Below are 12,706 nucleotides of genomic sequence, written 5' to 3' on the forward strand. Positions count from 1 at the left end.
CAAAAATTGATTTATCAGGGAATTAGGCAGATACTCCCAAAGCTTTTGCCATGGTTGCTCCAATTTCTGCTGGAGACTCTACTACATGGATTCCGTTTTCTCTCATGATTCTCATTTTCGCAGCAGCTGTATCATCAGCTCCACCGATAATAGCACCAGCATGTCCCATGCGTCGTCCTGGAGGTGCTGTCTGGCCTGCAATAAATCCGACTACCGGCTTTTTGTTTCCAGTTTCTCTGATCCAACGAGCAGCTTCTGCTTCATAGTTACCACCGATTTCACCGATCATGACAATAGCGTCTGTCTCTGGATCGTTCATCAGCATTTCCACCGCTTGCTTGGTAGAAGTTCCGATGATTGGGTCACCCCCAATACCGATCGCAGTTGAAACACCTAGTCCAGCTTTTGCAACTTGGTCTGCTGCTTCATAGGTTAAAGTACCAGACTTGGATACGATTCCGATTCTTCCTGATTTGAAGACGAAACCTGGCATAATACCCACTTTCGCTTCACCTGGAGTAATTACTCCTGGGCAGTTTGGACCGATCAAAACACAGCCACGTTCTTTGATGTATGGCTTAGCCTTCATCATATCGGCTACTGGAATACCTTCGGTGATGGCAATGATTACTTTGATGCCGGCATCAGCTGCCTCCATGATTGCGTCACCCGCAAAAGCTGGTGGAACGAAAATGATAGAGGTATCTGCACCAGTCTTTTGAACGGCCTCTTCTACAGAGTTGAACACTGGTCTGTCCAAATGGGTGCTGCCACCTTTGCCTGGAGTTACACCTCCAACTACATTAGTGCCATACTCGATCATTTGCTGGGCATGAAAGGAACCCTCAGAACCGGTAAATCCCTGGACGATTACCTTTGAGTTTTTATTGACTAGTACACTCATTGATGCGCTTTTTTAAGTTTGGCACAAAAATAAAAGAAACCACCCGCTGACAAAAGAAAACCGCAACATTCTCAAGACAATTTGGCTTGCGGATTCTTTTTTGAATATTCGTATCATGAGGGTAGCGATAAAAGCATTGATTTTGGTCTGCTGGTCAAGTTTGATCATAGCAACTGCTTTGAGCCAAAGCTACCAGTTTAATACCCGTCCGAGGGGAATTCAGCTGCCTGTTCAGAATATTTTGCAGATTGAACAGGATACGTTGGGGCGAATGTGGTTTTCTACTTCAAGAGGGGTAGTGGTATCTGATGGGCTTCACAATGAGGAATTACCGGATTCCCTGCTTCGAAAGTTTGCCTATCGAATCTCCCTTCACAAGGATTCAGACGGACAAGTATGGTTGTATAGTGCTTCTGGCGTGCCAATTCTCATTAAAAATAATGGAGAAGCTTGGCAAGAAGAAGATTTGTCTCCATTTCCAAGAGAAGGTTCCTTTGGGAGAAATAGGTTTTTCTCTGTAGATGAAAAATCAAAAAAGCAATTTTTCCTTAATTCTGGCGATCAGCTTCTTTTCTGGAAAGAAGGGCAACCTAAGCAATTCCTTCAATTGGAATCAGAAAAGTATGGCGCTTTGATGGGGGTTGAGAAGCTGGACGGAGAGCTCGTTTTGATGTTTAGAAATGGAACGTATGCTTTCAAGGATAATCAACTCAGTCCTATAAATTTTCAAGGATTGGGATTGCCTTCGCCCCCCTTCAGTATTCTAAAACATCCCGAGCAAAGCCAGTTCTATTTTTTGGGGAAAGATTACTTAGCTGTAGGAAATTCTCCTAATGCTCCATCCAAGTTTTTGGACAGGAATTTTAATTCGTTTGATTTTGATCAGGTCGAGGATTTTTTCGGGATTCAATACAGATACGGAGCCTTGTTTTATCATTTTAATTCCAATTTGAAAAAATTGGTCCTCGACCGAGAAAAGGTTTTTCAGATTGATTTGTTTGAACTTTTTCAAACACCAATGCTTCAGACCTTCTTGATTGATCAAGAGGGGATTCTTTGGATAGGAAGTAGTCGAGGATTGGCAAATAGTACCAGTCAACTTTTTCAAAATTACACCTCAAAAACAGCTGAATTTTTAGGAGAGGAGGTCACAGCCATCCATGAAATCAGTCCCGGTAAATTCCTGTTGGGGTTTAATAATGGCGTCCAATATTTTGATTCATCTGGCACAAAGACTCTACTAAAAGATTCCAACTTGGCCGATTCTCCTTTAGGGCGAGTGATGAATTTTTCGAAAGACAAATGGGGGAGAATTTGGTATTCCCGAAACCATTTGGGGGTAGGGATGTATGAGGTGAATTCTGGACGAATCACTGAATTTTCAACTCCTCAAGGAGTGAATATAAGCTCAGCAATTGCAAGTGGTGATAGCTTGTTTTTAGTTGGATCGGATCGAGTGTATATAGCTGATCTTAAACGTCCTTTAAATGGGATATTTGACTTGGATATCGCTCCCCAGCTTTTAGAATTAGTAGGCGAAGACGGGGTCTTTTTTAGAAAAGGTTTTCAATTGAAAAATGGTAAAAACCTTATTATTCGGGCAAGTAAACTTGGAAATAAGTACCCGGTGCTTGAAAAAGGAAATTTTCTGTTGGTGGAAGGGTATGATGCCTTAGAAATGCCTAATGGAGCTATTTTATTGGGGACGGAAAATGGACTGAAAGTTTTCCAGGGAGGATATGTGGGGTTTTTCTCTTTTGGAAACCGGGTCATCGAAGAGCCTGTGTACACCATTTTACCGGATCATGATGGTGGGATTTGGGTTGGGACTAATCGGGGAGTATATGTTCTGAAAGACGATAAAGTCATTCATTACAAAGAATCTAACGGCTTGGTCGGAGATGAAATCAATCGTGGAGCATTAATCCAATCTCGTACAGGTCAAGTCTTAATTGGTACAAATAAGGGGCTTTCAGTTTATTTGCCGGAAGAGAAGTTTTTTGCTTCTGGGGCACCCAGGCTTCACCTTTCCCAATTGAAATTAGGGGGTGTAGATGCTCTTAAAGGGATTCCTGTTCGTGTATCACACAGCCAGAATTTTTTGGAAGTGCAGTTAATACCGGCTGCTTTTAATGAATCCCGTGAACTTTGGATTCACTATCGTTTGGCTGAAAATGATTCCACTCCTTGGCAAATCATTAAAAATCCAGAGAGCAGCCAACTGTTTTTAGGTAATCTGCCTGCAGGTCAATACCATTTTGAGATCAAGGCTTCCTATGATGGGGTAGATTTTTCTCCTGTATTCTCTTCTGGAAAGTTGATCGTGCTTCAGCCTTTTTATCTAAGAGTCTGGTTTTTGGCAATTGCTGTACTGTTTCTTGTTGGATTAGGTGTTCTCCTTTCAAGGTTTTATCAGCAGCTGAAGGATCTTGGTATTCTTCAAAATCGCGTGGAGGGGGAGCAAAAGCGAAAGAATCAAGTCGAACAACAATTTAGCCGAGTTTGGAATAATGTGCAGGATCCAATGATCCTCGTCACAGAGCAAGGAATAATCGCAACAGCCAATCCGGCTTTTGCAAAAATGCTCCATCTGCCAATTGAACAGATTGAAGGTAAAAGCATTTTTGAATTTTTGGATAGCTCTCCCCAAGATCCCCAGCATGCCCAGATTTTAGATCAAGTCAAGTTGTCTGGTGCCTATGGGATCAAATTTGAAAATACCATTGCATGGAAATCAGGGGCTTTAGAGATGGAAGTATATTCGGTATTATTGGAGGAAAGTCCTCATGGGAAAGGTTTAGTGCTTTCGGTTTTTCATGATTTGACCTCACGAAAAAAAGTCGAACTGCAGCTTCGTGATGCCATCCGAAAAGCGGAAGAAGCCAGTCGATTTAAGACTTCTTTACTCTCTAATATCAGTCACGAAATTCGAACACCTCTGACGGGCATTATTGGAGGTACGGAACATGTGATGATGTCCAGACAAGAAGACAGTGAATTAAAAGACCAGCTGGATATTGTCCTTCAGAGTGGTGAACGATTGCTTTCAACCATCAATTCCCTGTTGGATCTGGCAAAAATAGAAGCAAATAAAATGGAGGTGGTGTTTACTCACACCCACCTAAACGAGTTCTTTCACAAGATTCTACAACCCTTTCAACAGCAGGCAGAATCTAAAAATCTAAGACTTGAAGTTTCTATTTTATGCGCTCCAAAACTCATTCCTTTAGATCGAAGATTTATGGAAATGATTCTTAATAATCTGGTTGGGAATGCGATCAAATACAGTCATTCAGGCTTGATTTCAGTTCGGATTTGGATGGAAATAGACCAGCTCCTACTAGTTATCAAGGATCAAGGAACTGGGATGTCTGAAGAATTTCAAAAGAAGATGTTTGAACCATTTGAGCAGGAGAGCAAGGGGCATAAGCGTCTTTATGAAGGCACCGGCCTTGGATTGGCCATTACCAAAAATTTGATCAATTTGTTAAAGGGGTCAATTGAAATTCAAAGTCAAGTAGGTGTGGGAACAGAGGTATTACTTAAAATTCCTTTGCACATCTCTTAATTTTTGTATTTTCAAGGCAGTAAGATCGTCTATCACCACAAGACTCCATCATGTTCACACTTCGTATTCTCATCGTAGAGGATGATTCGGTGTCCGCGCTGTTGCTGCAAAGGGCACTTGAGAAAAATGCACATCAAATTATAGGTATTGTTGATACCGGAGAAAAGGCGCTTGAAATTCTCGGGGACAATGGGGCGGATATTGTAATGATGGATATCAATCTTGCTGGTGAATTGGACGGGATAAAAACCACCGAGATTATCAATGAGCGATTTGACATTCCAGTCGTTTACCTGAGCGCAAGTTCTGATGCAGAAACACTCAATAAGGTAGTAGGTACTAATCCAAGTGCCTATGTAATCAAGCCTTTCAATATCCGTGAATTAAACATGGTAATTGAATTGGCCATTTTTAAAGATCGGAAAGAGAAGGAATTACAAAAGCTTAATAACGAACTTGAAGAAAAGGTGAAGCAACGCACCGCGGAGCTTTATGAGGCGAATAAGGAATTGACCAAGGCCTTGGAAAAGGAGCGAGAAATCAATGAACTTAAATCTAGAATCGTTCTCAATGTGTCTCATGGATTTAAAACGCCACTGACCTCTATCTTAAGTTCTGCTCAGCTTTTGCAGCTTTATGCTGAAAAAGAGCACCCTTTAAAACAAAAAATCTCCAAACACGCTCATAAAATTGAACACTCTGTTCGCACCCTAAACAACCTCCTGACCAGTGTGCTTTTCTTTGGTAAGGCTGATGAAAACAAACTGGAGTTTAAGCCCAAAAAGATTTTTACAGCAGCGTTTATCAAGGAGCTTCTCGATACGGTCAATGCCGGAATTGAAAATCAGGTTACCATTGTACCTTCAATCGGGGAAATGCCAAAAACCATCACTACCGACCCTGAGCTGGTGTATCAGATTTTAGAAAATCTCCTTTCAAATGCGGTGAAGTATTCAAAGGATGGCAAGAAAGTCGATTTTAAAATTTGGGTAGAAAGTGGTCAACTTCATGTCGAAGTGGCGGATAAGGGGATTGGAATTCCAAAAGCTGAGCAACACAAGTTATTCGATCGGTTTTTCCGAGCAGGAAATGTCGGGATCACCGAGGGCTCTGGTTTAGGACTTTCTATAGTCAAAAAATGCGTGGAGGTCTTGCAAGGAGATATTAAATTTGCCAGCGAGGCAGGAAAAGGCACAACTTTTTATGTGTCGGTTCCAGTTAAATAAGCATGGCATTACAGACTCAATCTCTCTCATTTTCTCATCCTGGGCAACCGACCATTCACTTCCCTGATTTCAGGGTTGATTCACAGAATCCACTTTTGATTTTAGGGAAGTCAGGCAGTGGTAAGACTACACTTCTGCACTTGCTTTGTGGTTTGATCCGGCCCAAATCCGGAAAAGTGACTCTAGGAACTACGGTCCTATCTGAATTATCAGAATCCCAATTGGATCGATTTAGAGGAGAAAAAATTGGAATAGTTTTCCAAAAACCACACCTCATTGCCGCTTTGAATGTTCGGCAAAACTTGGAATTGGTTCCTTATTTTTCGAAGAAGAAAGGAAAAAGTGCAGAGGAATTACTCTCAGACTTGAATCTATTGGGAAAGAAGGAATCCTCTGTTTTGACGCTAAGTGAAGGGGAGGCGCAGCGGGTTTCTATTGCCAGAGCCTTGGCGAATTCTCCGGAGTTGATCTTAGCAGATGAGCCTACTTCCAGCCTGGATGATGATCATGCTGAAAAAGTGATTCGATTGCTCATCGATCAAAGTGCTAAAATCGGCGCAATCTTGATCATCGTGACTCATGATCAGCGCGTAAAAAATCAAATCTCCAACTTTATTGAAGTTAAGGCGCCATGAATCTCTTGAAAATTAGCTGGAGATACTTGCTGTTTAAGCCGTTCTCTACCGGTCTCAATGTTCTTATTCTGGCATTAGGTCTTGCGATCATTACAGTCCTGCTTTTGATTCAAGATCAGTTTGAAAAGAAAATGAATCAGGATGCCCAAGGGATTGATTTGGTCGTTGGAGCCAAAGGCAGTCCTTTGCAATTGGTGCTTTCCTCTGTGTATCATCTGGATTTTCCCACCGGAAATATCAAGATGGAAGACGCTCAACGACTTTCAAAAAACAGATTGGTAAAAAATGTGATTCCACTTGCTTTGGGAGACAATTTTCAAGGATTTCGAATCGTTGGGACCAATCATGATTATTTGGAGTTGTATCAATCAGAGTTTGAACAAGGCCAAGCTTGGGAAAAACCTTTTGAAGTAACACTTGGGGCAGAGGTAGCCCAAAAGCTTCAATTAAAGCTTGGAGATACCTTCACCAGCAGTCATGGAATCAGTGTGGGAAGTCACGAGCATGATGCTTTTTCGTTTCAAGTGACTGGTGTTTTGAAAGCCCAAGGCAATGTGGTGGACAGATTGATTTTGACCAGTATTGAATCCGTTTGGTATGCGCATGATGAGGAGACCGGAGAGGAATCTGATCATGAAGAGGCCCACGATCACGAGTCCATGGCTTCTAAACTAAGCGAGTCGATTGCTCCTAAAGGCTTTCCTTATAGTGACCAAGAACGAGAGGTTACTTCCTTGCTTTTGCAATTCAGAAATCCCATGGCGGCGATTCAACTTCCCCGAATGATCAACTCAGGAACCGCCATGCAAGCCGCCTCCCCGTCGTTTGAAATGTCGCGCTTATTTGAGCTCTTGGGCGTAGGAATAAGTTTGCTTCAGGGGATTGCAGTTGTTTTAATTTTGGTTTCTGGTTTGGGGATATTTATCGCGCTTTATAATTCGCTCAAAGAGCGGACGTATGACCTTGCCATTCTTCGCGTTATGGGCGCTTCAAGATTTCAATTGGTCCTTCTTGTCTTTTTGGAAGGCTTGATGCTTACTGGAATTGGAGCAGTGTTGGGGATTTTCTTGGGACATTCCTTTTTAGCGGTCTTGGTGTTACAGGCGGATCAGTCCGCGGTTTCGATCCTTCAGCCATGGATTTTTCTCCAACAAGAACTTTGGATTGTAGGTTATGCGTTAGTGACAGGAATCATTGCCTCCTTGATTCCGGCATGGTCAGCTTATCAAACAAGTATTGCAAAGCAATTAACAAAGGCGTAATTAGCGCTCAAATTGAATAATGACAATGAAAAAGTGGTTTGTATTTTCGTTTGTTCTGTTAGGATCGATTGCATTTGGATCGAAAACTTTTGGACAGGGAGTTTGGAAAAGTTTAGCTGAGGTTTCCTACAAAATCAGCCAGGATCAATTTGGAGAATTGTACGTTCCTGTCTTTTCTGAGAATATTAAAAAACTGGAAGGGAAAGTGGTGGAAGCAGATGGTTACATCATTCCATTTGAGGGGATGTTCAAACCCAATCATATCATTTTGTCGAGTTTGCCGTTGGCTGAGTGTTTTTTCTGTGGTTCAGGCGGACCAGAAACTGTCATGGAAGTGATGCTTACCAATCCCATCAAATACACCTCCAAGCGAGTGAAAGTGAAAGGTAAATTAACCTTGAATGCCAAGGACCCCGAGAAGCTGATGTACATTCTGAAGGAAGCCCAGCTGATCGAACAATGAACCAAAAGCCCCGAGTTTAGTAAATCGGGGCTTTTGGTTTTTAGCTGATTAAGGATTTTTCGAGTTCACGGAATCTTTCTAAAATTCCCATGGTTACTGGGCCTACTTTCCCAGATCCAACTGGCCGATCGTCAAGCTGAGTGACTGGCAACAAGACTTTGGTCGTAGAGGAGATAAACGCCTCGTCAGCATCCCAAACTTCTTCTAAAGAAATTGGTCGAATCACAACTTGATCCGCTACTTGCAAAATATGTTTTCGAGTGATTCCCATCAAAATATGCTGATCAGGGGTGTGAAGGACACCATCTTTTACGATGAAAAAATTACTTCGGGAGCTTTCGCTTACCCAGCCATTCCAATGATAAAGCACGTCTTCGGCACCTAGTTTTTTCCAATGCACACTATGCCAAACAGGAAGGGTGTAATTGGTGGTTTTAATGTCAGCGATCGGTCGGACATACTCCAAGGTCAATAACTTGATTCCTTCTGCATATTTTTCAGGTGAAGGAAAACTTAAATTTTCTGCAAACATAAAGAGTTTCCCTTCGGCAGGAGAGAAGTGGTTTTCTGAAACTCCTCCACTTAATACCATGCGGATTCCTCCCTGTTCTAAATTGTTCTTTTCAATCAGATCCTGGATGATTTGCCGGAGTTGTTCTCTGGAATAGGGTAAAGGAAGGTAAGTCTTTTCAGCTGAGGTGATGAATCGATCCAGGTAATGCTCTAAAAATAGAGCTTGATAATTGACTGTTCTGAAAAAATCGAAAATCCCATATCCTCTGATAAGTCCAAGGTCGGAGGGATGGATGGTAGCTTTATCGGTAGGGATAAATTCTCCGTCGGCAAAACAAAATGGTTTCATGGTGAAGTATTTAATGATCAAAATTAGCCATTGCGCTCGATTTTTTCAGTTAAAAAAATTAAGGGACTGAATCTTAAATTTTAACTTGCGTCAGTTTTAACGTTTTTAGAAAATGAAATCTTTGATTTACACCTTTATTCTTTCTGCTTCTTTGATTTTGGCTAGTTGTGGGCCGAATTTGTCTAAACAAAACAAGGAGCTAAGAGATCAGGTTATTGCGGTCCACGACGAGGTGATGCCTAAAATGGGGCAGTTAAAAGCCTTGGAAAAAGAGGCTCAGCAGAAAGCAGAGGAATTATTGTTACAAGATTCTACTCAGACAGAGCAAGTTCAAGCTCTCCAAGGACTTGCAGTTGAATTAGATCAAGCCTACGAGGGAATGTTTGTATGGATGAGACAGTATGAAACAGAAGATGGAGAACGGACTCCCGAAGAGGTAAAAGTCTATTTGGAAGATCAAATGGTCAAAGTGACTCAGGTTAATGAGCAAATCAAGGGGGCTTTGTCTAAAGCGGATTCCCTCCTAAAAAATCAATAATTATCTGGGGGAGATTTCAGGTATTCCTCCACCATAGGACTAGAAATTACACCTTCGGAATTATCCCAGATATTGTAGAGATAGGTCAATATCTGGGCGATTTCAAGGGGTTTTAATTGTGGATTAGGAGGCATTTTTTGATCGTATTCTACTCCATTCACCCAAATTTTTCCTTCCTGCCCGTGTCGGATAATCCATGCCGTACGGTGCACGCTCTCCTTGAAATAATCTGAGTTTTTAAGTGGAGGAATAAGTTTGCCCAATCCTTCTCCATTCTCTTGGTGGCAGTTGCCACAGTAATTTGTGTAGAGTAGCTTTCCCGTAATTGCGTATTTCATCACCTCAGGGTCAGAAATTTGTGCAAGGGTATTATCCTCTTTACTCGATTTTGGGGCGCAGGAATAAATCAATACAAGAAATAAGACACTCGTGATTTTCTGCCAAGTCATTGGCGGACGTTTGGTGAATTTGGACGAGGGTCTTGTGATTTTAATGCCACCAATCATGTGATTATTTATTCAGGATTTTTGGAATATCATTTAGAAGCCGATCAACTTGATCTGATTTGGTTCCATCATATACTCCGCGGATTCTGCCTTGTTGATCAATTAGCAAAAATGCCCCACTATGCAGAAAACCTCCTGGTTCTTGCTGGTCTGCCATTGCAGTGGTCAAATAGCTAGTTTGGCCCATTTCAAAGATTTTTTCCTGATCTCCAGTGAGAAAATTCCAAGTGGATGCGTCTTCTATCCCTAGTTTTTCAGCATAATCTTTCAAAACCTCCTGGGTATCATGGGTTGGATCAATCGAATGGCTTAAAATTTTAAAATCTGGGTTGGTTTTGAATTGCTCATACACTCGGAGCATTTCTTTTTTCATGATGGGACAGATGGTGGGACAAGTTGTGAAGAAAAAGTCCGCTACATAGACCTTACCCATTACATCCTCATTCCGAATTGAATCTCCCATTTGATTGACAAAAACAAAAGGAGCAATCGTATGGTAGACGGTGTCTTGATTGTCATCCACATATCGTTCGCCAAGAATTGGTAATTCAATAGGGTCAGTATGGTTGTCGCTGCTTGTTTTGCAGGCACTTGCCCAAACTAACAGGACGAGTATGTATATCGAGATTGATCTCATTGGTTAGGTTTTTTACTGTGGTAATTTAATTCAGTGGTAGAGTTATTAGATACGTTCCGGGTTGATTCCAAAATGGATCTACTCCCCATTTTTAGTTCGGTAGTTTTTGTACAATTTAATCCCAATCATTAGCAGAACTCCGAGACCAATTAGTCCGGCTATACCCCAAACCATGCTTAGAGTGCTTTTCAAAACGATTAGGAATACAATAGCAAAAAGCAAAAGAGTCGCGACTTCGTTCCATAATCGGAGTTTGGTCGAATTCCATCTCGCTTTTCCAGCCTGTAATTCTTTAAAGAGCACATGGGAAAATCCGTGGTAGAGATAAAGCAAAAATACAAACGCTAGTTTGGCGTGCATGAATCCCAATTGCATATATCCCCATCGATAACTTAGAACCCAAGCGCCGAAAATTAGCGTGAGGATGGCAGAAGGCCAGGTAATAATATACCAAAGGCGGCTTGCCATGAGATCCAACTGAGGTTTGAGAATGTTCCGTTCTGCCTCAGGTTTTTCCAAAGCTTCAGTTTGATAAATAAAAAGTCGGACCATATAAAAAAGACCTGCAAACCAGGTGACCACAAAAATGATATGCAGCGCCTTGATGTATTCGAATCCCATTTTCAGATTTTTGGGCTAAATTAAGGCCTAAACCCCATAAACCCTTGCGTTTTTGAAAAGGAATCAAATAACCCTGTTTTTGATTGGTACTGCAGTCGGCGTAGTGCTGTATTTGATATTGAAAGAAAGTTTTTCCCAGCCTGGCTTAGCCCAATGGGAAGGAAAATATGAGCAAATCGGTTTTTTCAGAAATGAGAATAATACTGGACCAGTGATCCGGGTAATTGCCGTTCGAGTATTGGGGTCGGAAGAAATGTGGATGAAAGAATTTGCTGAAGCCCAGCCCCATACCAAATACGGTAGAACTTTGGTTTTTTTCTTTTCCAAAGAAACTCCTGGACGAATCGAGCTATCGCCGAATCCGCCGTATTTTGAGGAGTCCTTAAATTCTCAATTAATCGCCAGTTTTGAGAAAGGCCCGATGGGCGATATTCGATTTAACAGGTTGATTCCATGAGAAAAAGAAGGTCAATCGAAGAATATAAAGCGGGGCTCTTGGCTTCCGATCGAGTGGTACTAAGTCAGGCGATTACTTTGGTCGAAAGTACCTTGGAGGCAGATCGAACGATCGCTGCCTCATTAATCCAAGAAATCCTCCCTCATACGGGTAACTCGATTCGAATTGGGATCACTGGAGTTCCCGGAGTTGGGAAAAGTACCTTCATTGAGGCTTTTGGAATGCTGCTTTTGGAAGCAGGAAAGAAAGTGGCTGTATTGGCGGTAGATCCCAGTAGCCAATTGAGCAAAGGAAGTATTTTGGGGGATAAAACTAGGATGGAAACCTTGGCTTCTGACAAAAGGGCTTTTATTCGTCCTAGTCCTTCAGGTATGACCTTAGGAGGGGTGAGTGCCAAAACCAGAGAATCCATGCTTCTTTGTGAGGCGGCAGGCTTTGATGTGATCTTGATCGAAACGGTCGGTGTCGGTCAAAGTGAAACTGCTGTAAAGCATATGGTTGATTTTTTCCTGCTGTTAATGCTGGCTGGTGCTGGCGATGAATTGCAAGGAATTAAAAAGGGAATCATGGAAATGGCGGATGCCTTGGTAATCCACAAAGCTGAAGGCGCAAACCTTGAAGCCGCTAAAAAGGCAAAGGCCAATTATCAAAATGCCTTACATCTTTTTAAAGAATCTGATAAATTTTGGAATACGCCAGTTCTTTTAGCGTCTTCTTTGGCAAAACTCGGCTTGGAAGAAATCTGGAAAATGTTGCTCGAATACCAAGAGAAAATGATGCGGTCAGGGTATTGGGATGAAAATAGAGCTAACCAAAGATTGCAGTGGTTGGAAGATCAAATTCAAGATTTGTTGGGAGAGGCATTTCTCCGCCATCCGAAAGTCAAGGATTCTTTGGCAAAAGGAAAGTTACTTATACAATCAGGACAGCTTTATCCTGGTGTATTGGCCAAAGAATTGGTGAGATACTTTTTGGATTCGGGGAAATAAAATCAATAAAGGAAAAGTATTGGACAACCCTGCAAGCA

At 41.8% G+C, this 12,706-nt stretch carries 13 protein-coding genes; 8 read left to right on the forward strand and 5 right to left on the reverse strand.

Annotation, left to right across the window (positions count from 1 at the left end; all coding sequences use genetic code 11):
- Positions 1-22: 22 nt before the first annotated feature.
- Positions 23-904, reverse strand: coding sequence for a succinate--CoA ligase subunit alpha (sucD, locus tag AO498_RS06085; RefSeq protein WP_067544777.1), 882 nt, complete (start codon positions 902-904; stop codon positions 23-25).
- Positions 905-1,019: 115 nt separating this feature from the next.
- Between sucD and AO498_RS06090 the strand changes: the two genes are divergently transcribed.
- Genes AO498_RS06090 through AO498_RS06110 form a run of 5 tightly spaced genes read left to right on the forward strand, consistent with a single transcriptional unit; the run spans position 1,020 to position 8,058 of the window.
- Positions 1,020-4,472, forward strand: coding sequence for a sensor histidine kinase (locus tag AO498_RS06090; RefSeq protein WP_067544779.1), 3,453 nt, complete (start codon positions 1,020-1,022; stop codon positions 4,470-4,472).
- 50 nt (positions 4,473-4,522) lie between these two features.
- On the forward strand, positions 4,523-5,698 hold the full coding sequence (locus tag AO498_RS06095; protein ID WP_067544781.1) for a hybrid sensor histidine kinase/response regulator: 1,176 nt from the start codon (positions 4,523-4,525) through the stop codon (positions 5,696-5,698).
- Between the two features lie 2 nt (positions 5,699-5,700).
- On the forward strand, positions 5,701-6,333 hold the full coding sequence (locus AO498_RS06100) for an ABC transporter ATP-binding protein (protein WP_067544783.1): 633 nt from the start codon (positions 5,701-5,703) through the stop codon (positions 6,331-6,333).
- Positions 6,330-7,595 carry an ABC transporter permease gene (locus AO498_RS06105; RefSeq protein WP_067544785.1) on the forward strand — a complete coding sequence of 422 codons (1,266 nt, stop codon included), beginning with the start codon at positions 6,330-6,332 and terminating at the stop codon, positions 7,593-7,595. The genes AO498_RS06100 and AO498_RS06105 overlap by 4 nt, the downstream gene beginning before the upstream one ends.
- A gap of 25 nt (positions 7,596-7,620) precedes the next feature.
- Complete coding sequence (locus AO498_RS06110; protein WP_102135883.1) at positions 7,621-8,058, forward strand: hypothetical protein; 438 nt, start codon at positions 7,621-7,623, stop codon at positions 8,056-8,058.
- Between the two features lie 40 nt (positions 8,059-8,098).
- Here the strand turns inward: AO498_RS06110 and AO498_RS06115 are convergent, their stop codons facing one another.
- Positions 8,099-8,920, reverse strand: a complete 822-nt coding sequence (locus tag AO498_RS06115) for an aminotransferase class IV (protein WP_067544789.1) — start codon at positions 8,918-8,920, stop codon at positions 8,099-8,101.
- A gap of 112 nt (positions 8,921-9,032) precedes the next feature.
- On the opposite strand from AO498_RS06115, the gene AO498_RS06120 reads away from it, so the two are divergent.
- Entirely contained in the window at positions 9,033-9,458 is a 426-nt protein-coding gene (locus AO498_RS06120; RefSeq protein ID WP_067544791.1) for a hypothetical protein, read from the forward strand.
- On the opposite strand, the gene AO498_RS06125 is transcribed toward AO498_RS06120, so the two are convergent.
- The 3 genes from AO498_RS06125 to AO498_RS06135 all read right to left on the reverse strand — a co-directional run bounded on the left by AO498_RS06125 (position 9,452) and on the right by AO498_RS06135 (position 11,222).
- A complete protein-coding gene (locus tag AO498_RS06125) occupies positions 9,452-9,907 on the reverse strand; it encodes a c-type cytochrome (RefSeq protein WP_067550281.1) in 456 nt (151 codons plus the stop codon). The two genes, AO498_RS06120 and AO498_RS06125, sit on opposite strands and share 7 nt — an antisense overlap.
- A 61-nt stretch (positions 9,908-9,968) precedes the next feature.
- Complete coding sequence (locus AO498_RS06130; protein WP_067544793.1) at positions 9,969-10,601, reverse strand: SCO family protein; 633 nt, start codon at positions 10,599-10,601, stop codon at positions 9,969-9,971.
- 78 nt (positions 10,602-10,679) lie between these two features.
- Positions 10,680-11,222 (reverse strand): CopD family protein, encoded by a 543-nt coding sequence (locus tag AO498_RS06135; RefSeq protein WP_067544795.1) that lies wholly within the window; start codon positions 11,220-11,222, stop codon positions 10,680-10,682.
- Between the two features lie 52 nt (positions 11,223-11,274).
- Here AO498_RS06135 and AO498_RS06140 point away from each other — a divergent pair, with 52 nt between their 5' ends.
- On the forward strand, positions 11,275-11,679 hold the full coding sequence (locus tag AO498_RS06140) for a hypothetical protein (RefSeq protein ID WP_148660192.1): 405 nt from the start codon (positions 11,275-11,277) through the stop codon (positions 11,677-11,679).
- The gene (meaB, locus tag AO498_RS06145; protein WP_067544797.1) at positions 11,676-12,668 is read left to right on the forward strand and encodes a methylmalonyl Co-A mutase-associated GTPase MeaB; all 993 of its coding nucleotides are present in this window, start codon (positions 11,676-11,678) and stop codon (positions 12,666-12,668) included. The genes AO498_RS06140 and meaB overlap by 4 nt, the downstream gene beginning before the upstream one ends.
- The last annotated feature ends 38 nt before the right edge of the window (positions 12,669-12,706 follow it).

Origin of the sequence: Algoriphagus sanaruensis, from assembly GCF_001593605.1 — a bacterium.
In the GTDB taxonomy this organism is placed as follows: Bacteria; Bacteroidota; Bacteroidia; order Cytophagales; family Cyclobacteriaceae; genus Algoriphagus; species Algoriphagus sanaruensis.